Here is a 20,685-nt window from a genome sequence, read left to right as displayed (position 1 = left end):
AACATCCTGAAGGTGTGGCCAGCGTGAGCCCATGGCCGGGCCGCCGGTAGGCGGTGGGGTACGGGAGTTCCTTCCGCGCTGCAAAACTCCTTCCTGAGTGATACCAGGCACCAGAGCAAGGCCCGGGCCGCTGGTGCTCGCTGTGGCTGTGCTTGCGTATGCGCACCAGACTAAGCCTGAGCATGGCCGATGTGCCGCCCACACGTAGGCCCGACTGGTTGAGCTGGCCGGGTACACCCCCTATAGGTACTCCCGGAGGGGTTTCCCGTACGGGTAATTCAGCCCCCTCGGTTTCGCCAGTTCCTGCGATTTGAGTATTCCGGACCAACGTGACCGGTGATTCCGGGATCGTGACCGACATTCCGGTGAACGTGACCGGAGGGATTCCGGCAACGTGACCGCTGATTCCGACGAACGTGACCGATGTCTTTGGTCACGACAGTCGGCACGGCGGTATACGCCGTCGGCACGGTGTTGCGCATGAACGAAACCCGGCGTGGCGTGTAGCTTCGATGCTTTTTGCAAAGAGACACATGCCCGCCTTAAGGATCAATATGCGCAAACTCAAAGACGCCCTGCGTCTGAAATTCGAGGGTGGACAGTCCCATCAACAAATCGCCGGTGCCCTGGGGCTCTCCAAAGGTGTCGTCACCAAATACGTGGGCCTGGCCGTCGCCGCCGGGCTGGACTGGCCGGCCATTTCAGCCCTGGACGAAGCCGCGCTGGAGCGACGCCTGCTGGCGTCGTCTCGCGCCAGCCAGACCTATGCGCAAGCCGACTTCGGGCGGCTTCACCAGGAGCTTGGCCGCAAGGGTGTGACGCTCATGCTGCTGTGGGAGGAATACTGCGCCCAGGTCGGCGACGAGCACCGTGCGGACTGGCCCCTGAAGCCCTGGCGCTACTCGCAGTTTTGCGAGAACTACCGCCAGTTTGCCAAACGGCTCAAACGCTCGATGCGCCAGGTCCACCGCGCCGGTGAGAAACTCTTCATCGACTATGCCGGCCCGACGCTGGCCCTGAGGGTGCACGGGCAGGAAATTGGCCGCGCCAACCTCTTTGTGGCGGCCATGGGCGTGTCGGGCTACTGCTTTTGCCTGGCTACGCCCGCGCAGACGGCACGCGACTGGCTGGGCGCCACCGCGCAGGCGTTGACCTTTTATGGCGGCGTGCCCCAGCTCATCATCCCCGACAACCCGCGCGCCCTGGTGACCAAGGCCGACCGCTACGAGCCGCTGCTGACCGACAGCGTGCAGGACTTTGCCCGTCACTACGGCTGCAGTGTGCTTCCTGCGCGCGCTTATCACCCACAGGACAAACCGAAGGTCGAGCTGAGCGTTTTGCTGGTCGAGCGCTGGATCCTGGCACGCCTGCGCAAGCATCAGTTCACCAGCGTGGAGGAGGTCAACGACGCCATCACCCCCTTGCTGCACTGGCTCAACCAGCGTGCCTTTCAAAAGTTGCCCGGCAGCCGCGCCAGCGTGTTCGCGCAGATCGACGCACCGGCCCTGATGGCCCTGCCGCTGCAGCCCTGGGAATGGGCGGTCTTCAAGACGGTGCGCGTGCACATCGACAGCCACGTCGAATTCGAGGGCCACCGCTACAGCGTGCCCAACGCCCTGGTTGGCCTGGCGCTGGAGTTGCGCGTCACCGCCCATGCGGTAGAAGTCTTGCACCGTGGCAACCGGGTGGCCAGCCACATGCGCTGCGCCCACAAAGGCAGCTTTACCACCGTGATTGAACACCTGCCCGAGCGCCACCAGCACCAGGCGCAGTGGACGCCCGAGCGGCTCATCGCCTGGGGCGCGCGTATTGGGGTGGCCTGTGCGGCCACGGTGCAAAAGATGCTGCAGCGCCAACCCCATCCCGAGCACGCCTACCGCGCCTGTTTGGGCCTGCTGTCCCTCTCCAAACGCTACGGCGACGCCAGGCTGGAGGCGGCCTGCACCTTGGCGTTGAGCTTGGGCACCAGCAAATACACCCACATCCGCGACATCTTGCTCAACCGGCGCGACCTGCTGCAAGCGAGCACCACGCCAGAGTGGACATCGCCCGCACACGCCCACGTGCGTGGCGCGAACTACTACCAATGAAACCCTTTACAGAGAATTCCAAAATGATGATGAACACCACCTTGAATCAACTGCGCAGTCTGCGCCTGGAAACCATGGCCCAGGCGCTGGAGCACCAGCTCCAGCAAAGCGGCATCGGCGCCATGAGCTTTGAAGAACGGCTGGCCTTGCTGGTCGACCGGGAGGTGCATGGCAGGCAAGACCGGCGCTGTGCGCGATTGCTCAAAACCGCCAAACTCAAATACCCGCAAGCGGTCATAGAAGATTTGGACAGCCGCAGCACCCGGGGCATTGAACGCAGCGCGGTGATGAGTCTAGCTTTGGGCGAATGGGTCAATGCCGGGCACGCCGTGCTGATCACCGGAGCCACCGGCGCGGGCAAGTCCTGGCTGGCGTGCGCGCTGGCCCAGCATGCCTGCCGGCGTGGCCACAGTGCGCTGTACCTGCGGGTTCCCCGCTTGGGCGAGGAACTGCGCATTCGCCACGCCAACGGCACCTTTACGCGCTGGCTGGACACGCTCAAAAACACGGACGTCTTGCTGCTCGACGACTGGGGCATGGCCGCCATGGACAGTCAAACCCGGGCCGATCTGCTGGAGATCATTGACGACCGGGCCAGCCAGCGCGCCACCGTCATTACCAGCCAGTTGCCCATTGAGCACTGGCACGAGTGGATAGGTGACCAAACTGTGGCCGATGCCATGCTTGATCGGCTCATGCAAAACCATCACCGCTTCACGCTCACGGGCGAATCGCTGCGTAAAAAAAACCCGCCCGCAAAAGGGATCGCCGACAAGTAGGCCCCCACGGCCAGGGGGCCTCCGGCGGCCTGGCAGGGGCCTATTCGTTCAAAAAATTCAATTCCACAGAAGGGCAAAACAGCCGGGAAAGCGGGCCGGCATAAAATCAAAACGCGCAACACCGACCCCCGGTCACGTTCGCCGGAATGCCGGTCACGTTGCCGGAATCAGCGGTCACGTTCACCGGAATACGCAGCGATTCGTAAAAAGTCCGTTTTTGGTTCCGGCTTATGGTGTTAAGTCCGCAAATTTGTACCTTTGCGCACTTATACGGAATGACTTTAGCGCCCTGTACTGGCCGTCCCTCATGCAAACAGGTCATTGCCTGAACTGCAGGCAGCAAAAACCCTGAAATCTGAAACGCAAACGGCTTCAAAGCTGCCCAATGATTTTTATTGAATGCCCGAAAATGTGCAAAACGTAAAAATAATGAACAGGTAAATTCAGGCCATGTAAGCGTTACGTAAGCGTATTTTTCAGGGTTTTTCGAAAAAATGCCCGGAAATGTGCATAAAAAATGATTTGTCCCCACTGTTTAGGGGCAGTGGGGACACAGTGGGGACGCGCAAAGCCCCTGTTTATGCGGTGTCCCCACTGTCCCCACTGTCCCCACTCAAAAAAGCGATAGCCGAAAGTAGAGGGATTTTTGATAAATTCCCGTAAATGTGCAACAAGCAGAATTCAAATAAGACTGGCAAGACAGGCCGTGCCTGCCTGTCCTGAGCTGCTGGCCAGCCTCTCCCTGCCTTTGGAACTTGCCCGGCACAAGCCCGGATGCTGGGGGAGCACGCTTGGTAAATGTGCCCCCACTTTCCGAAAATGTGCCCCCAAATGTGCCCCCAGATATGCCCGGATTGAAGCGCACTTTTACGAACGCTAGCGCACGACGCAAGGTGCGTTTTTAGTGATTTTCAGAGGGGAAAACAAAAAAGCCGCACGTCTATGGAACGATACGGCTTGTAATCTGGTGCCACCAACAGGAATCGAACCTGTATCTAGCGCTTAGGAGGCACTCGTTCTATCCGTTGAACTATGGCGGCACGTCTTGGCAAGTTGCGAAGAACAGGAATTGTATGCGCTGAACGGGCGTTATTGAAAAGCTGGCAGGTGCCGATTCAGTCGTAGGGGATGGTGAAAATCAGGTCCACCGCGCTTTGCTGGCCGGCCTGGGCGCGAAGGGTGAAGCGCCGCGACAGGTCATAGAACACAAACAGCGTTCCCAGCGCCCCCGAAATGCTGCGTTCATAAGCCGCATAAAAATTGCGCGAAAAACGCTTGCCCAGCGTGACGGCGCCGCCCGTGGCCGTGCCGTCCGCATTGCTGGACGCACCCCGAAACGACAGCTCATCCAGCCCCAGCGAGGCGGCCAGCCCGCCCGACATGCCGCCGCTTTTGCTGCCCAGCAGGGCGAGCGCGGCCTGCTGCAGCAAGGCCGCTTCGGCGCCGCCCGAGGCCGAGGCCCGGCCGACCACCAGCCATGACAGCTTTTCGGCATCAGGCAACTCGGGCTGCGCATACAGCCGCACGCTGGGCAGCAGGGCGGTGCCGGTGATCTGCACGCCGACGCGTTGCGTGAGGTTGGGGCGTATCGCCAGAATGTCGAGCGCCGGGTTGTCAATCGCTCCGGTAAAGCGAATCACGCCCTGCTCGACATCCAGGCGCTGGCCGTAGGCGCGGTATTGCCCGCCAAAGGTTCTGACGGTGCCCAGCAGGCGGGGGTCGCTGAGCGAATTGCCGCTGAGCGCCAGCGTGCCGCGAATCCGCGTGTCAATGCCCTTGCCCTGAATCCGGAAATCGCGTCCCAGGTCGATGTCCACCGCCAGCTTGAGCGGCCGGCTGGCCTTGTCCGCAGTGTCCGCGCTGGTTTGCGACGGTGCCTTCTGGCCTGCCGCCGCGCCGCTGGCGGTACGCACCACCACATCGTCGCCCAACTGCGGCGTGCCTTCGTCGGGCAGGAGGATGCGCGCCTGGTCAATCACCAGCTTGCCGGTGAACTCGGTCTGTTCGCCCTTGAGGCCGGCCTGCACATCGCCCGAGACCGTCAGTTGCCGGTCGGTGCGGATGCTGGCGCGCAGCTGCTGCAGTTTGGCGTCGAGCTGCACCTGGGGTTTGCCGGCTATCCAGCCGGCTTCACCCTGGGCCGTGAGGCTGCCGCCGGTGCCTTTGTCACCTGCTCCCTGCAAGGTGAATTCGCTGATGCGCATGCGCGTTCCGTCCAGCCGGGCGCGCAGGCGGCCGTTGCCGAACTCGATGCCATCGACGACCGAACGCAAGGCCAGGTCATTGGCCTGCAAATCGCCTGCCAGGCTGGGGGCGGCACGGGTTCCGCTGATGGCGATATCGGCCCCCAGTGAGCCGCGCAGCCGCCAGCCGGGCGGCGCCAGCAATGACCAGACGCCGATGCGCGGCAATTGCGCGCGAAGCTGGCCGCTCAGCGGCGCATCAGCCGGCCAGAGCCAGCCGCCCACGCCTTGCCCGCCGGGGGCGCGAAGCAGTCTCGTTTTGAGTTGGCCGTTGGCCGTGCCGGCGCGTTCGCTGTCCCAGACCAGGGCAAGCGTCAGGGCGTCCCCCAGGGTTTCCAGTGAAATCCGCGCCTGCTTGACACCGGCGGCCACCCGCACCGGCTTGCCTTGCATGCCTTCGGCCTGCACCGTGATGTCGCCGCTGCTGCGCGCCAGGCTGGCATTGAGTTTGAGGGTGTTGCCGAGCACGGCATCCCAGTGGCCGTCAAACACCAGGCTGCCGCCCAGGCCCGCACCCTTCATTTGCGGGCCGGCCAGCAACTCGACCCAGGCAATCGGCAAGCCGGTGATCTTGCCGGCTGTCACCAGTTCGCCGGGCCGCCAGCGCACGGGTTGCCACGACAGCGTGGCCTGGGACGGCGCAGCATTCGATGCATTGCCGGGTGGCGCCGTCAACAGCGCTTCGCCGGCGCCACTTTCAAAGGCTCCGCCGCCAGCGCGTGCCGGTGTCCACTTGAGCGGCACCGGGCTGTGGGTTGCAAGCCGCCATGCGCCGCTGCCCAGGGCCGGGTCTTCAACGCTCAGGCTGAGTTGCTTGAGCAGACCCTGCCAGGCTGATTCGCCCAGCGGCGCATTGGCATTGCCCGCCGGTTTCAATCGGCCAGCATCGGCTGACAATTGCAGCGCATAGCGGCGCTGGTCGATTTCGACCCGGCCCTGCGCGCCCAGTTGCGCCTGGCTCAAGCGGCCTGACAGCGTGGCTTGCAGTTCGCGGACCTTGAGCAGAGCCGGGCTTGCTGCGGCGGGCGCAGCGGGCGTGGTTGGTGTGGCAGGCGTGACTTTGGCCTGCGTTGCCGCCTTGGGCGTGGCCGCAATCCAGTCCAGCGAAGGCACGTCCAGCCGCGCCTGCAGGGCCGGATCCTGCCAGCCGCCTTGCCATGTGGCTTGCAGTTCGGCGCTGCCGCTGGCCGAAGCGTTCAACACCGTGGCAGGCATGCCGGGGAGTTTTTGCAGCCAGCGCAGAGCCTGGCCGGCATCGCGGCCGCGCAGGTTCAATTCACCGTTGCCGCTGGTTTTGCGCAATTCGCCATTGAACCGGGCATCCAGGCCGGGGGCCGTCAATGCCAGCTTGCCCTGGCCGCCTTTTGCTGCGGGCTGCACTTCAAGCTGGCCGCTCAGTTCGGCGTCGTCGGTGCGCACCCGCAGGGCCGATAGCGCCAGGGTGCCGCCCGCCTGTTGCGGATTCCAGCTGCCGGTGGCCTTGGCGTCACGCAGGCGAAGTTGTTGCAGAAAATGGTTCTGGCCGGAATGGGTTCCGGGCGCTGGCCTGTTGCCCGGTTTGCCTGCGCCTGCCACGGTCTGAACGCTGGCATCAAAGCGCGCGCTGGCACCCTGGCCGCTGGCCTCGGCCCGGCCGTCCAGTGGCAAGGGCGCGAGTTGGGTATGCAATCGGGCCGGATTGATGCGTTTGAGCGTGGCCTTCAGTTGCCAGGCCTGCGCGGGCGCTGCAGGGACTGCCGTGGCGGGCTTGTCGGCCGGCGATGGCCGGGTCCATTCGCCGCTGGCCAGCAGTTCGCCGCCGCCCAGTTGCGCCTTGAGGCTGCGCACCATGGCTGTGCCATTGACCCATTCGCCCTGGGTTTCCAGTTGTTCCAGCGGCAGGCGTTTCTGGTCCCACGGGCCGGGCAGGGCATTGGCCAGTTGCATTTGCAAGGCCCAGGCCGGGCTGGCGGCGGGGGTTTTGCTTTCAAGCGGCCGAACGCTGGCGCTGCCGGTCAGCAGGGTTTGCGGCATGTCCGGCAACAAGGCCGCGATGTCCAGGTCGCGGAACGTGGCATCGGCTTGCGGCAGGGGCTGCGCCGCCCACGGCATGACGCGGGCGCTGGCGCTGGCCTGGGGTTGCGGCGCGGGTTTTTTTGCATCGGCGGCTGGGGGCGTCGTGACCTGCAGTTCGGCCTTGACCAGCAACTCGGTCAGCGGGCCGCTGGCCGTGGCCTGGAATGCCAGCGGCACCGATGCCGGATTATTCGCAATAGCAACATCGAGCGCACCCGACAAGCTGGCGTCCAGCGTCAGCGGGCCGGCTGCCGTCAGGGCGGCGCGCCCGCTGTAGCGCCCGTTGGCGACCTGAACGCTTTTCAGGTCAAGCTGATGCTGCAGGCCGGTGTAGAGATAGCTTCCCGCTATTTCGGATGCGGTGAATGCGGTCTTGCCTCTGTATTCAAACTGGCCCACCGAGAATTCGTCCAGCGCAACCTGCAAGGGAAGACCCAGCGCGTTGGGCGGGGCTGTTGGCATGGGCGTTGGCGCACGCTCGTCGGTGACCTGGACACTGGCAGCGGTAAAGCGGTCGAGCTTGAGCCTTCCCTGAAGCAATGACCAGGCCTGCCAGGCCAGGCTGACATCGCGGGCATTGACGGTGATGCCGTCCTGTTGCCAGTCCAACTGGCCAATATGGCCACCGGCCCGCAATGATCCCGTGGCACTCTCGAACGTCAGCGGCTGCGACTTGCCGGCCCAGCGCAGCGCAGTGTCCAGCGAACCTTCGGTTCCGGCCCACCACCACAGGGTGCCTGTTGCGCCGACGACCAGCGCAACCACGCTGGCGGTGGCCCATGCAGCGCCTTTCAGCCATCGCCGTATGGGCTTGGCCGCAGAAGCTTTCTTGTTTTTGGGCCTGGGTTTGTTCGAGGTGGCCATCAGAAGACAAAGCCCACGCTGATGTGCAGGCGCGCCTGCCTGACCTTCAGGCCATAGGCCAGGTCAATCTGCAACGGCCCAATCGGGCTTCTCCAGCGCACGCCGGTGCCGATGCCGAAGGAAGGGCTCAGGTCTTGCGGCTTGTCGGCCACGGCACCGGCGTCGATGAATACCGTGTGCTCGAACTCGCTGGGCCGGCCCTTGAGCGTGATGGGCCGCTGCCACTCGACGCTGCCGACCGCCAGGTAGCGGCCGGGACCGATCACGCCGTTGGCCAGCTTGATGCCGATGTCGCGGTAGCCGTAGCCGCGCACCGTGTTGTCGCCGCCGGTGCGAAACAGCTGGGTGGCCGGGATGTTGGCCGTGTCCTTGGCCAGCACGGCGCCCGCTTCCGCGCGCATCGCAATCCGGCCGCGCTCCAGCGTTTTGATGCCCATCCAGCGGCCCACCGTGCGGGTAAACGGCTGGCGGTCTGTACCCAGCGTGGTGCCGGCGCCCAGCTCGAAGCCAAGGGCATAACCCTTGGCGGGAAACGGCAGGCTGTCAAAGTAGCGGCCGGTCCAGACGTAATTGGCCGTCAGCGCCGAGCCGTCGCCGGTTTCGGCTGCGGAGTTGCCCAGCAGCCCCGCGCCCTGAACATGAGCCCGGTCGTATTGCAGGTAGATGTTGCGGTCGATCCGGTCGCCGATTTGCGACCGGCCAAACCGCAGCCGCTGCGCCTGGGTGATCAGTTCGTTGTCATTGATCCGCTCGACGCGGCCCAGCACCCCCCAGCGCCAGTTCGCTTCATCCGGGATGGAGGTCCATTCGGTCTGGACAAAGGGCGATTTTTTCTCCAGCTGCAGCTTGGTGACGGCGCGCCAGCCGATGCCCGGCACCCGGTGATGCGTATGCTCCACCGATGCACGCGGCCCGCTGTCGGTGGTCACGCCTACGCCCAGAACGACCTTTTGCAGCTTGGCTTCACGCACCTGCACCTGCACGGGAACGGCCAGCGGGTCGTTCTCGGGGTTGATGAAGACATAGGCCGAATCAAAATAACCGCTGGAAGCCAGCCGCTGCTGCGCCTGCACCAACTGGTTCAGGTCGTAAATATCGCCCTGGTTCAGCCGCGCCAGTCGCGGCACCAGCGCCGGGTCGTAGCGTTCCACGCCGCTGACCTGCATAGTGCCGAGCCGGTACAGCGGCCCCGAGTCCAGATCGACCCTCAGGCTGGCTGTGCGGCCTGGGGCATCCACGTCGGCCAGGCTGCCGGCCAGCTTGCCGGCCGGGTAGCGGCGGGCCACCAGTTGCCGCAAGGCCTGGGTCTTGGCGCCGCTCCAGGCATCCTGGGTAAAGCGCAGGCCTGTCGGCAAACGCCAGTCGCGCTCGATTTCAGTGCGCTGGGCTGTCGCATCCAGGTCAGGCGAGACGGCAATGTCGCCCGCAAAGGTGATGGCCACCGGGCCGATATTCGTGGCTTGTCCGGGATCAACGGCCACCACGATGACGGGGCGCTCGTTGACGCCGCCTTCTCGGGTGATGCGGATGTCGGGGCTGAAGTAGCCGAGTGTGCCGACCAGGTTGCGGACATTGTGTTCGGCCAGCACGATCAGGCGCGCCAGTTCGGCTTCGTCCAGATCGGTGACGGCGCGGTAGCGCTGCAGTTCAAGGTGTTTTTCAAGCAGTTCCCGCACCTCCGCTGGCGCGCGAACGGCAATGTCAAACGCGGTGACCTCGGGCGCGGCGCTGGTCGGGCCGACAGCGCCTTGCGGCGTGTCCACGGGTTCGATTTTTTCGGGGGGGGGCGCCGGTGGCGGCGCGGTTTGCTGGACGCTGGACGGCGGCGTTGACCCGGAAGACATGGACGTGCTGGCGGGCGATACGGGCGCTATGGGCGCTATGGGCGCGGCGGTTTGCGCGCTGGCTGCAGGCCCCAGGAGCAGGGCAGCCAAGGCAACGCAGGTGAAAGCAAGGCGGGAGGGCGCTGGCATCACCCCTGCGGCCGTTCGCGCGTGGTAGGTACTGAAATGGGTCACGCGCCCGAGTTTACTTTGACATCATTTCGAGAGCAGCCGAATCGCTTCCTCAAGTCCTTTGAGGGTCAGGGGGTACATGCGCTGGCCCATCAGCTGCTGGACCACGCCGATGCTCTGGCGGTATTGCCAGATGCCCTGCGGCTCCGGGTTGATCCAGGCAAACTTTGGAAAGGCGTTGGTCAGCCGCTGCAGCCATTCGGCACCGGCTTCCTCGTTGTTGTATTCCACGCTGCCGCCGGCCTGCAGGATTTCGTAGGGACTCATGGTGGCATCGCCGACAAAGATCAGCTTGTAGTCCTTGTTGTACTTGCGGATGATGTCCCAGGTCGGAAACTTCTCGGCAAAGCGGCGGCGGTTGTTCTTCCACATGAAGTCATAGACGCAGTTGTGGAAATAATAAAACTCCAGGTGCTTGAACTCGGCCTTGACCGCGCTGAACATTTCCTCGACGCGGTGAATGTGGTCGTCCATGGTGCCGCCGACATCCATCAGCAGCAGCACCTTCACGTTGTTGTGGCGCTCGGGAACCATCTTGATGTCCAGCCAGCCGGCGTTGGCGGCGGTGGAGCGGATGGTGTCGTCCAGATCGAGTTCCTCCTGGTTGCCCTGGCGGGCAAACTTGCGCAGGCGGCGCAGCGCGACCTTGATGTTGCGCGTGCCGAGTTCCTGCGTGTCGTCGTAGTCCTTGTAGGCGCGCTGGTCCCAGACCTTGACGGCGCTGCGGTTGCGACTTTTTTCCTGGCCGATGCGAATGCCCTGCGGGTTGTAGCCGTTGGCGCCGAAGGGCGAGGTGCCGCCGGTGCCAATCCACTTGCTGCCGCCTTCGTGGCGCTCTTTTTGCTCTTCAAAACGCTTTTTCAGCGTTTCCATCAACTCGTCCCAGCCCATTTTTTCAATCTTCGCCTTGTCCTCGGGGCTCAGTTCGAGTTCGAGGTTCTTGCGCAGCCACTCCAGGGGAATGTCCCTGGTGAAGTCGGCAATCATCTCAACGCCCTTGAAATAGCTGGCAAAGGCGCGGTCGAACTTGTCGTAGTGCTTTTCGTCCTTCACCAGCACGGTGCGGCTCAGGTAATAGAAGTCGTCGATCTTGTAGGCGCCCTCGCTGATCTCGCCATCGGAGCCGTCCGCCTTGCCGCTGTTGGGGCCGACCACGCCGGCCTGCAGCGCTTCGAGCAGCATCAGGAATTCCTTGACCGAAACCGGCAGTTTGGCCGAGCGCAGGGTGTAGAAAAAATCAATCAGCATGGTGTGATATCCAATTTTCGATCTTCAATTTCGGAACCCGCGCAAACTCCCGCGTGTTGTCCGTCACCAGCACCAGCTTGTGGTGCAGCGCTTCTGCGGCAATCCAGGTGTCGTTGGGTCCAATGGGCGTGCCTGCTTGTTCAAGTTTTGCACGAAGCTGGCCATACGCGACGGAGACACCGCCGTCTAGAGGCAGCAGCTGCGCATTGGCGGTGATGTGCTCGATCACCAGCCGCCGCTTGGGCGTTTGGTCTCCCTTGTAGTAGCCAACCTGCAGTTCGCCCAAAACAATGGGGGAGAGAAAAACCTGGCTGAACTCCAGGCTGCTGAAGCGCTCGACCAGCGCCGGGTTGGAGCGGCGTATCAGGGCGCTCCAGATATTGGTGTCAATCAGATAGCGTGCGGGCGGGTTCGACATGACCGGCTTACCAGGCTTGAATCGGTTCGGCTGCGCCTTCATCGCCTGCGTCCGGCCAATCCGTGATCACGGGCAGCTTGGCGATGAATTCCGCCATCGTCTGCGGCAGTTCCCTTAAAACAATCTCATCGCCCCGCCGCTCGATGTGTACGCGCCTGGATTGCAGTTGAAACTGCTTGGGCAGGCGCACTGCCTGGCTGTTTCCCGACATGAATACGGCGGCTGTGGTCATCAGAACCTCCTTGTTTTACAATATACGAATTGTATATTGTCATCCCGGCTTGTGAAAGTCAGCGCGGCTTGTCGAGCAGGTACAGCAGTTGCGCTTTCACTTCGGGCCATTCACCGCAGCGCAGGCTGTACATCACGGTGTCTCGTATCGTGCCGTCGCGGCGCAGGGCGTGGCCCCGGATCACGCCGTCTTTCTTGGCGCCCAGCCGCTCAATCGCCGCTTGCGATGCGAAGTTGAAATTGTCGGTGCGCCAGCCCACCACGTTGCAACCCAGGGTTTCAAACGCATGCGTGAGCATCAGCAGTTTGCAGGTGGTGTTGACGTGGGTGCGCTGGCAGCGGGCGGCATACCAGGTGTAGCCAATCTCGACGCGCCTGACCGCCGGAAGGATGTCGTGGTAGCTGGTGCTGCCCAGCACGGTTCCGCTGGCCTGGTCACGCACCGCAAAAGCAAGACGGTTGCCATCCTGCCTGGCTGCCAGTGCGGCTTCAATATAGGCTTGGGTTTGCTCGGGCTCGGGCACTGAGGTGACGCGCAGCTTCCAGAGTTCGCCATCGGCCGCCGCCGCACGCAGCCCGGCTTCGTGCTCCAGCGCCAGCGGGACGAGTTCCAGGCCTCTTGCCGCCAAGGTAACAGGCTGGACAAAGCTCATGATGTTTCGCTTTTCTTTTCAGCGTCAACGGTTGTTGCGCTGCATGAACACCAGTTTTTCAAACAGCGTCACGTCCTGCTCGTTCTTCAGCAGCGCGCCGATCAGCGGCGGCACTGCGACCTTCTGGTCGCTGCTTTGCAGCGCTTCGAGCGGAATGTCCTCGGCCACCAGCAGCTTGAGCCAGTCGAGCAACTCGCTGGTGGACGGTTTCTTTTTCAGGCCGGGCAGGTTGCGAACGTCGTAGAACGTCTTCATCGCGGCTGCCAGCAGTTCTTTCTTGAGCGTGGGGAAGTGCACGTCCACGATGCTCTTCATGGTGTCGGCGTCGGGGAACTTGATGTAGTGGAAAAAGCAGCGGCGCAAGAAGGCGTCGGGCAGTTCCTTTTCGTTGTTGGACGTGATGAACACCAGCGGGCGGTGTTTGGCCCTGATGAGTTCGCGCGTTTCGTAAACGTAAAACTCCATGCGGTCGATTTCGCGCAGCAAGTCGTTGGGAAACTCGATGTCGGCCTTGTCGATTTCATCAATCAGGAGGGCCACGGGTTCGTCTGCGGTAAAGGCCTGCCACAGCACGCCCTTGACGATGTAGTTGTGAATGTCCTTGACCTTTTCATCGCCCAGCTGCGAATCCCGCAGGCGCGACACCGCATCGTATTCATACAGGCCCTGCTGCGCCTTGGTGGTCGATTTGATGTGCCATTGCAGCAGTGGAAGGCTCAAGGCCTGCGCCACTTCCTCGGCCAGCATGGTCTTGCCGGTGCCGGGCTCGCCCTTGACCAGCAGCGGCCGCGTCAGGGTGGAGGCGGCATTGACGGCCAGCATCAGGTCCGGCGTGGCAACGTAGTTTTTCGATCCTTGAAATTTCATGATTTTTGGAATGAGCGTATTGATGTAAATGGGGTATGCGGTGGAATGATGAGAAATGGCCCGTGATTGACAGGGCCAGATATAATCCACCGTTGTTTTAACGATGACTTTTCACCTGATTGTGCGCGCAAAATGAATAAGCTGTTCACCTCGATATTTGCCCTGGCTGTCTCTTTCGTGACGGTTGCAAGCCTTGCCCAGGACATCAAGGGCGATGCCAATGCAGGCCAGACCAAGAATGCCATGTGCATCGGTTGCCACGGTATCAAGGGCTATCAATCCTCTTTTCCAGAGGTCTACAAGGTGCCCATGATTTCAGGCCAGAACGCCGGCTATATTTCTGCTGCGCTGCATGAGTACAAAAAAGGTGATCGCAAACATCCCACCATGCGCAACATCGCCGACACGCTGAACGACCAGGATATTGCCGACCTGGCCGCTTATTACAGTACGCATGGCGTGGTGGCCGGTGCGGAACTTCCCGCCAAGCCCGCAAAAGAGCCCAGTGTTGAAGTTCAGGCGCTGCTCAACAAAGCCAATTGCGCGTCGTGCCACGGTGCCAATTTCAGCCAGCCCATCGACCCTTCCTACCCCAAGATCGCGGGCCAGCATGCCGACTACCTGTTTGTGGCGCTGAAGGCCTACAAGGCAGACAACGGCGCCAATGCCAACGCAAAGGTCGGCCGCGCCCACCCCATCATGGGTGGCATGGCCAAGCAGTACACCAATGCCGAACTCAAGGCCATGGCCAACTACCTGTCATCCGTGCCGGGTGACCTGAAGGTGATTCCCGAAAGCCGCTTCCGCTAAGCCGACCCGCCCTTGTGCAAAAAAGCCGCTGATCAAGCGGCTTTTTTTATGGGCGCATGGCGGGCAGAACCCTCTGCGCGGACCTCAATCCCTGGTCGCGTGGCGCTGCACGCACTCGATATAGGCCGCGCCATCGGGCGGGCGGCCCGAGCGCTGGCTTTCCCAGACCATGGACCCCAAGCATTCCATGGTTTCATGGTGGGCGTCGTGCAGCGAACGCCGCCGGGCCGTCAGCAGCTCGACCGCCTGGCGAATGCCGCGCGGCTGGTCAATCGAGCACTGCTCGCTGATCGACAGGTGCATGGCCAGGTGCAGGAACGGGTTGGTGTGGCCGCCTTCCACGTCGTACATCTTTTCCAGCGCAGCGTCTGCGTTCATGAAGTCCGGATGATATTCAGGGTGCTCGTCAATCCATTGACTTGCTATGGTTTCTATAGCTTCAAGCGGTTGACTGGTGCGCGCTTTGGCATAAACGGAGCAAAAAAAACGGCGAACATCGGCTTGTGAGGGATTAAACATGGCCGAAAGCGTAGCACGCGGCCTGTTTGCGCAAGCGGCGTGGTGTTTTCAGGCTGAACAGCGGGCTGCCAGCCCCTCGGCCAGATACCGCCGATAGCGTCCTACAGACAAGCCTGGAACAAGTCCTTACATTGGCCGCAGGGTGGTGCAGTACCGGGGCAAGCTATCCAACGACAGACACGCCCGGCGAGGAGATTTCTCATGAATGCAGCACGTATCGCCGGCATTATCTTGATTGTGGCCGGCCTGGCCGGGTTTTTTACCGGCGGATTCAGCTTCACCAAGGACACGACCGCCGCCAAAATCGGCCCCATCGAATTGACCGTCACGGAAAAGGAATCGGTGAACATTCCGCAGTGGCTGAGCCTGGGCGCCATCGTCCTGGGCGCCATCGTGCTGGTGATGGGCGCGCGCAAATCCTGAATCGCGGTTCTTCCTTGAGCCGGCCAATTGCCTGGCCTGCCCCGGCTTGTCAGTTGCGCTGCAGGCTCAGCCTTTGCGAGATAGCCTGCGCAGCGGCCAGCAAGGGCGGCAGCATCGTCTCCTGCATGACCTTGGCGCTGGTGCGATTGGCCTGGCCGCTGATGTTGAGCGCCGCGACCGTCTGGCCGGCGCGGTCGGTAAGCGGCGCCGCCATCGAAATCAATCCCTCCTCAAGTTCCTGATTGACCAGCGACCAGCCCTGCTTGCGCACCTGTGCAATTTTGGCGGCCAGCTCGTTCACGTCGGTCACCGTGTAGCGGGTGCGCGCCGTGCGGTCTGACGCTTGCAACACCTGCGTCATTTCATCTGGCGGCAAGGCCGACAGCAGCATGCGGCCCATTGACGTGCAATAGGCCGGCAGCCGCGAACCCACGCCCAGGCTGATGCTCATGATCTTGTGCGTCGGCACGCGCAGCACATAGACGATGTCGGTGCCGTCCAGCACGGCGGCCGAGCATGACTCTTTCACTTCCTCGACGAGCGCTTCCATGACGGGCTCAGCCAGGTTCCAGATCGGCAGCGACGACAGGTAGGCAAAACCCAGATCGAGCATGCGCGGCGTCAGCCGAAACAGCTTGCCGTCGCTTTCCACATAGCCCAGCGTTTGCAGCGTCAGCAAAATCCGCCGCGCACCCGCCCGCGTCAGCCCGGTGCGACCGGCCACTTCGGTGAGCGTTTGCCGGGGCGACCGGGCGCTGAACGAACGAATGACTTCCAGGCCGCGCGCAAAGGACTGCACATAGCTGTCGCCGGGCGCGGGCGACGTGCGTGTTGGCGCAGGCGAGCCGGAAGGTTCCGTGGGGATTTTGGTGCGGGCAGTTGCCATGATTGAATTATTCTCCTAAAATTCATTATACGAACACTTGTTCTAATTGCGAACAAATAAAAACCGCAATTTGACTGCTTCGGCTTGCGCCAGGCGTCACCGCCCGCCAGATATTCCCCCTTCGCTATTCCCTGGAGACTCATGAATGATTAACAAGATTGCCCTGTCGGTGGCCGATGCGCTTGCCGGTGTGAAAGACGGCTCGACCGTATTGATTGGCGGCTTCGGCACCGCCGGCATCCCCGGCGAGCTGATTGACGGCCTGATCGCGCAGGGCGCCAAGGACCTGACCGTCGTTAACAACAACGCCGGCAATGGCGAAGCCGGGCTGGCGGCCCTGCTCAAGGCCGGGCGCGTGCGCAAGATCATCTGCAGCTTCCCCCGGCAGGCCGACAGCCAGGTGTTTGACGCCCTGTACCGCAGCGGCCGCATCGAGCTCGAACTGGTGCCGCAAGGCAACCTGGCCGAGCGCCTGCGCGCCGCCGGTGCCGGCATCGGCGCTTTCTTCTGCCCCACGGCCTACGGCACCGAACTGGCCCAGGGCAAGGAAACGCGCGAGATCAACGGCAGGCATTACGTCCTCGAATACCCGATTCATGGCGACGTGGCCCTGATCAAGGCCGAGCGCGGCGACCGCTGGGGCAACCTGACCTACCGCATGTCGGCGCGCAATTTCGGGCCGGTCATGGCCACGGCGGCCAGGCACACGGTCGCGACGGTGCATGAGATCGTGGAGTTGGGCGCGCTCGACCCTGAAGCCATCGTGACGCCGGGCATCCATGTCTCGAAGATCGTCAGGATTGACCACGTCGCCACCCAGGCCGGCGGCATCAAAATCAGTGCCAAATCGGCTTAATGCGCACAAGGAGCAAGCATGAGTAGCTATCAAAAACGAAGCAAGCAGGAACTGGCCAGGCGCGTGGCGCAGGACATCCACGACGGCGCCTACGTCAACCTGGGCATCGGCATGCCGACACAGGTGGCCAACCACATCCCGGCCGGGCGCGAGGTCATCCTGCACAGTGAAAACGGCATTCTCGGCATGGGGCCGGCGCCCGCCGAGGGCGAGGAAGACTACGACCTCATCAACGCCGGCAAGCAGCCCGTCACCTTGCTTGCGGGCGGCGCTTACTTTCACCATGCCGACAGCTTTGCGATGATGCGCGGCGGCCACCTTGACATCTGCGTGCTGGGGGCGTTTCAGGTGTCTGCTACCGGCGACCTGGCCAACTGGAGCACCGGCGAGCCCGGCTCGATTCCGGCCGTGGGCGGCGCCATGGATTTGGCCATCGGCGCCAAGCAGACCTGGGTCATGATGGATTTGCTGACCAAAAAAGGCGAGAGCAAGGTGGTGGCGCAGTGCAGCTATCCGCTCACCGGCATTGGCTGCGTCAAGCGCATCTACTCCGAACTGGCGACGCTGGAATGCACGCCAGACGGTCTCAAGCTCATCGACAAGGTCGATGGGCTGGAGCATGCCGAACTCGAAAAGCTGCTCGGCCTGCCGATTGCCGCCTGAGCCGGACAACCTTTTTCACCGTATCGACCTTACCCAAAGAGACAAGCCAATGACCATCACCCAAGCCTTTATCTGCGATGCCATCCGCACCCCCTTCGGCCGCTACGGCGGCGCCCTGAGCAGCGTTCGCGCCGACGACCTGGGCGCGATTCCCATCCGGGCGCTGATGGCGCGCAACCCGGACGTGGACTGGCAGATGGTTGCCGACGTGATCTACGGCTGCGCCAACCAGGCGGGCGAAGACAACCGCAACGTGGCGCGAATGAGCGCCTTGCTGGCCGGGCTGCCGCTGGAAGTGCCCGGTGGCACGGTCAACCGCCTGTGCGGCTCGGGTTTGGATGCTTTAGGCACGGCAGCGCGCGCCATCAAGTCGGGCGAGGCCGGCCTGATGATCGCCGGCGGCGTCGAGAGCATGAGCCGCGCGCCGTTTGTGATGCCGAAGGCCGAGAGCGCTTTTTCCCGTGCCAATACGGTCTATGACACCACCATCGGCTGGCGTTTTGTCAACAAGCTGATGAAGGCGCAGTACGGCGTCGATTCGATGCCCGAAACCGCCGAGAACGTCGCCACCGACTACCAGATCAGCCGCCAGGACCAGGACCAGATGGCTCTCAGCAGCCAGCTCAGGGCCGTCGCCGCGCAGCAGGCCGGGTTTTTTGACGCCGAAATCACGCCGGTCAGCATTGCCCAGAAAAAGGGCGAGCCTGTCCTCGTCAGCAAGGACGAGCATCCGCGCGAAACCTCGATGGAAGTGCTCGCCAGGCTCAAGCCCATCGTGCGCCCGGACGGCACCGTGACGGCGGGCAACGCCAGCGGCGTGAACGACGGCGCCTGCGCGCTGCTGCTGGCCGATGAAGCCAGCGCCGCCAGGAACGGCCTGACGCCTAGAGCCCGCATCGTCGGCATGGCGACGGCTGGCGTGGCGCCGCGCGTCATGGGCATCGGCCCGGCGCCGGCGACGCAAAAAGTGCTGGCGCTGACCGGCCTGACCATCGCCCAGATGGACGTGATCGAACTCAACGAGGCGTTTGCCGCGCAGGGGCTGGCCGTGCTGCGCATGCTCGGCGTGCCCGACGACGACCCGCGCGTCAACGCCTGGGGCGGCGCGATTGCGCTGGGCCACCCGCTGGGCGCCAGCGGTGCGCGCCTGGCCACCACGGCGGTCAACCGGCTGCACCAGACCGGCGGGCGCTACGCGCTGTGCACCATGTGCATCGGCGTGGGGCAGGGCATTGCCGTGATCCTGGAACGGGTGTGAACGCCATGACGGCACCCTTGAATCAAACCACCGTGGTCACCGGCGCCAGTTCAGGCATTGGCCGGGCCATCGCCGAGGCCCTGCTGGCGCAAGGCAACAGCGTGGTCAACCTTGATTACGTTCTGCCCGACTGGAGCCATCCGCAACTGGTGTCCTACCAGGCCGACCTGACGCAGGAAGCGCCCACCCGCGAGCGCGCCGCCGAGATTGCCGCCCGGCACAACGTGACCGCGCTGGTCAACAATGCCGGCGCCACCCGTCCCGGCACCATCGACACCGCCACGACGGCCTCGCTGGACGACGTGGTCGGCCTGCACCTGCGCGCCGTCCTGCTGCTGACGCAGGCCTTTTTGCCGACCTTGCGCGCCTGCGGCCAGGGCCGCATCGTCAACATGTCCTCGCGCGCCGCCTTGGGCAAGGTGGACCGCATCGTGTATTCGGCCACCAAGGCCGGGATGATCGGCATGACGCGCACGCTGGCGATGGAGCTTGGCCGCGACGGCATCACGGTCAATGCGATTGGCCCCGGACCGATTGCCACCGAACTGTTCCGCAAGAGCAACCCCGAGGGCGCGCCGCAGACGCAGCGCATCCTGGACAGCATTGCGGTCGGCCGCATGGGCACGGCCGGCGACGTGGCGCGCGCCGCCATGTTCTTCTTGTCGCCCGACAACGGCTTTGTGACCGGGCAGGTGCTGTACGTCTGCGGCGGCACCACGCTGGGAACCGCGCCGATCTGATTTTTTGCCCTCACGGCTTTCCTCCACCTGTCAAGGACTTCAATCATGTCTCACTCATCTGTTTTCACCAACGCTTCACGCCGTCGTTTCAGCCTCGGCGCGCTGGCCTGCGCTGCGCTTTTGGGGAGCGGCCTGCTGGCGGCCGTGCCCGCGGCGGCACAGGCTGCCTACCCGAGCAAGACCATCACCATCATCGTGCCTTTCGCTGCCGGCGGCACGACCGACATCCTGGCGCGCATCGTCGGCCAGGCGCTGACCGCCGAGCTGGGCCAGACCGTCATTGTTGACAACCGCGCCGGCGCGGGCGGCAACATCGGCGGCCAGGCGGCGGCCCGGGCGGCGGCTGACGGCTACACGCTGTTCATGGGAACGGTCGGCACGCATGCCATCAATGCCAGCCTGTACAAGAAAATGCCGTTTGACCCGGTCAAGGATTTCGCGCCGCTGACGCGCGTGGCCAATGTGCCCAACCTGCTGGTCGCCAACCCGGCGCAGCCCTTCAAGACCGTCAAGGAACTGATTGCCTACGCCAAGGCCAATCCGGGCAAGCTCAACTTCGGCTCGTCGGGCAACGGCAGCTCCATCCACCTGTCGGGGGAACTGTTCAAGTCGATGGCGAAAGTCGACATGCAGCACGTTCCCTACAAGGGCAGCGCCCCGGCCATGACCGACCTGCTGGGCAACCAGGTCGCCATCATGTTCGACAACATGCCGTCGGCCATCCAGCATGTGCGTTCGGGCAAGCTGCGCGCCATTGCCGTGACCACGCCCAAGCGTTCGCCCGAACTGCCTGACGTGCCGACCATCGCCGAAGCCGGCGTGCCCGGCTACGAGGCGACCTCGTGGTTCGGCCTGTTCGCGCCGGCAGCCACGCCGCCCGCCGTGGTCACCCGGCTCAACACCGCCATCGCCAAGGTGCTGGCCAAGCCCGAAGTCAAAAAACAGATCAATGAGCAGGGCGCCGAGGTGTACAGCGAAACGCCGGCGCAGTTTGCCGCCTTCATCCAGAAGGAATCGGCGAAATGGAGCAAGGTCGTGAAGGAGTCCGGCGCGAGCCTGGATTGATG

Annotated in this window: 18 protein-coding genes and 1 tRNA gene; 9 read left to right on the top strand and 10 right to left on the bottom strand. The window is 63.3% G+C overall.

Annotated features, from left to right (window positions below):
* The first annotated feature begins 533 nt into the window (after positions 1-533).
* Positions 534-2,090 carry an IS21 family transposase gene (gene istA, locus ABLV49_RS16640; protein WP_349278157.1) on the top strand — a complete coding sequence of 519 codons (1,557 nt, stop codon included), beginning with the start codon at positions 534-536 and terminating at the stop codon, positions 2,088-2,090.
* A gap of 23 nt (positions 2,091-2,113) precedes the next feature.
* The gene (gene istB, locus ABLV49_RS16635) at positions 2,114-2,869 is read left to right on the top strand and encodes an IS21-like element helper ATPase IstB (RefSeq protein WP_349278155.1); all 756 of its coding nucleotides are present in this window, start codon (positions 2,114-2,116) and stop codon (positions 2,867-2,869) included.
* Positions 2,870-3,834: 965 nt separating this feature from the next.
* Here istB and ABLV49_RS16630 read toward each other — a convergent pair.
* The 8 genes from ABLV49_RS16630 to ABLV49_RS16595 all read right to left on the bottom strand — a co-directional run bounded on the left by ABLV49_RS16630 (position 3,835) and on the right by ABLV49_RS16595 (position 13,463).
* A tRNA-Arg gene (locus ABLV49_RS16630) sits at positions 3,835-3,909 on the bottom strand.
* A 75-nt stretch (positions 3,910-3,984) separates the two neighbouring features.
* Positions 3,985-8,031 carry a translocation/assembly module TamB domain-containing protein gene (locus ABLV49_RS16625; protein ID WP_349278154.1) on the bottom strand — a complete coding sequence of 1,349 codons (4,047 nt, stop codon included), beginning with the start codon at positions 8,029-8,031 and terminating at the stop codon, positions 3,985-3,987.
* Positions 8,031-9,965 carry an autotransporter assembly complex protein TamA gene (locus ABLV49_RS16620; protein WP_349278152.1) on the bottom strand — a complete coding sequence of 645 codons (1,935 nt, stop codon included), beginning with the start codon at positions 9,963-9,965 and terminating at the stop codon, positions 8,031-8,033. Before ABLV49_RS16620 ends, ABLV49_RS16625 begins: the two co-directional genes overlap by 1 nt.
* A 105-nt stretch (positions 9,966-10,070) precedes the next feature.
* Positions 10,071-11,294, bottom strand: a complete 1,224-nt coding sequence (locus ABLV49_RS16615; protein WP_349278150.1) for a vWA domain-containing protein — start codon at positions 11,292-11,294, stop codon at positions 10,071-10,073.
* Entirely contained in the window at positions 11,284-11,754 is a 471-nt protein-coding gene (locus ABLV49_RS16610; protein WP_349278148.1) for a type II toxin-antitoxin system VapC family toxin, read from the bottom strand. Before ABLV49_RS16610 ends, ABLV49_RS16615 begins: the two co-directional genes overlap by 11 nt.
* On the bottom strand, positions 11,720-11,944 hold the full coding sequence (locus tag ABLV49_RS16605; RefSeq protein ID WP_349278146.1) for an antitoxin: 225 nt from the start codon (positions 11,942-11,944) through the stop codon (positions 11,720-11,722). The genes ABLV49_RS16610 and ABLV49_RS16605 overlap by 35 nt, the downstream gene beginning before the upstream one ends.
* A gap of 58 nt (positions 11,945-12,002) precedes the next feature.
* Positions 12,003-12,596: a GNAT family N-acetyltransferase gene (locus ABLV49_RS16600; RefSeq protein ID WP_349278144.1), complete on the bottom strand. Its 594-nt coding sequence runs from the start codon at positions 12,594-12,596 to the stop codon at positions 12,003-12,005.
* 24 nt (positions 12,597-12,620) lie between these two features.
* Positions 12,621-13,463, bottom strand: a complete 843-nt coding sequence (locus ABLV49_RS16595) for an AAA family ATPase (protein WP_349278142.1) — start codon at positions 13,461-13,463, stop codon at positions 12,621-12,623.
* 132 nt (positions 13,464-13,595) lie between these two features.
* Between ABLV49_RS16595 and ABLV49_RS16590 the strand changes: the two genes are divergently transcribed.
* On the top strand, positions 13,596-14,273 hold the full coding sequence (locus tag ABLV49_RS16590; protein WP_349278140.1) for a c-type cytochrome: 678 nt from the start codon (positions 13,596-13,598) through the stop codon (positions 14,271-14,273).
* A gap of 84 nt (positions 14,274-14,357) precedes the next feature.
* Here the strand turns inward: ABLV49_RS16590 and ABLV49_RS16585 are convergent, their stop codons facing one another.
* The gene (locus ABLV49_RS16585) at positions 14,358-14,792 is read right to left on the bottom strand and encodes a DUF1841 family protein (protein ID WP_349278139.1); all 435 of its coding nucleotides are present in this window, start codon (positions 14,790-14,792) and stop codon (positions 14,358-14,360) included.
* A gap of 201 nt (positions 14,793-14,993) precedes the next feature.
* Between ABLV49_RS16585 and ABLV49_RS16580 the strand changes: the two genes are divergently transcribed.
* On the top strand, positions 14,994-15,215 hold the full coding sequence (locus tag ABLV49_RS16580) for a hypothetical protein (protein WP_349278137.1): 222 nt from the start codon (positions 14,994-14,996) through the stop codon (positions 15,213-15,215).
* Positions 15,216-15,264: 49 nt separating this feature from the next.
* On the opposite strand, the gene ABLV49_RS16575 is transcribed toward ABLV49_RS16580, so the two are convergent.
* Entirely contained in the window at positions 15,265-16,101 is an 837-nt protein-coding gene (locus ABLV49_RS16575; protein WP_349278135.1) for an IclR family transcriptional regulator, read from the bottom strand.
* 145 nt (positions 16,102-16,246) lie between these two features.
* On the opposite strand from ABLV49_RS16575, the gene ABLV49_RS16570 reads away from it, so the two are divergent.
* From ABLV49_RS16570 to ABLV49_RS16550, 5 genes are read left to right on the top strand one after another with little or no spacing between them, the layout of a single operon-like run.
* The gene (locus ABLV49_RS16570; RefSeq protein ID WP_349278133.1) at positions 16,247-16,957 is read left to right on the top strand and encodes a 3-oxoacid CoA-transferase subunit A; all 711 of its coding nucleotides are present in this window, start codon (positions 16,247-16,249) and stop codon (positions 16,955-16,957) included.
* Between the two features lie 18 nt (positions 16,958-16,975).
* Positions 16,976-17,620 carry a 3-oxoacid CoA-transferase subunit B gene (locus tag ABLV49_RS16565; RefSeq protein WP_349278131.1) on the top strand — a complete coding sequence of 215 codons (645 nt, stop codon included), beginning with the start codon at positions 16,976-16,978 and terminating at the stop codon, positions 17,618-17,620.
* A 49-nt stretch (positions 17,621-17,669) separates the two neighbouring features.
* Entirely contained in the window at positions 17,670-18,878 is a 1,209-nt protein-coding gene (gene pcaF, locus ABLV49_RS16560) for a 3-oxoadipyl-CoA thiolase (RefSeq protein WP_349278129.1), read from the top strand.
* A 5-nt stretch (positions 18,879-18,883) separates the two neighbouring features.
* A complete protein-coding gene (locus ABLV49_RS16555) occupies positions 18,884-19,618 on the top strand; it encodes an SDR family NAD(P)-dependent oxidoreductase (protein WP_349278128.1) in 735 nt (244 codons plus the stop codon).
* Between the two features lie 45 nt (positions 19,619-19,663).
* Positions 19,664-20,683, top strand: a complete 1,020-nt coding sequence (locus ABLV49_RS16550) for a tripartite tricarboxylate transporter substrate binding protein (RefSeq protein ID WP_349278126.1) — start codon at positions 19,664-19,666, stop codon at positions 20,681-20,683.
* Positions 20,684-20,685: the final 2 nt, after the last annotated feature.

Source organism: Polaromonas hydrogenivorans (assembly GCF_040105105.1).
Classification (GTDB): domain Bacteria; phylum Pseudomonadota; class Gammaproteobacteria; order Burkholderiales; family Burkholderiaceae_C; genus Polaromonas; species Polaromonas hydrogenivorans.
This window is presented reverse-complemented; position numbering and strand designations above follow the sequence as displayed.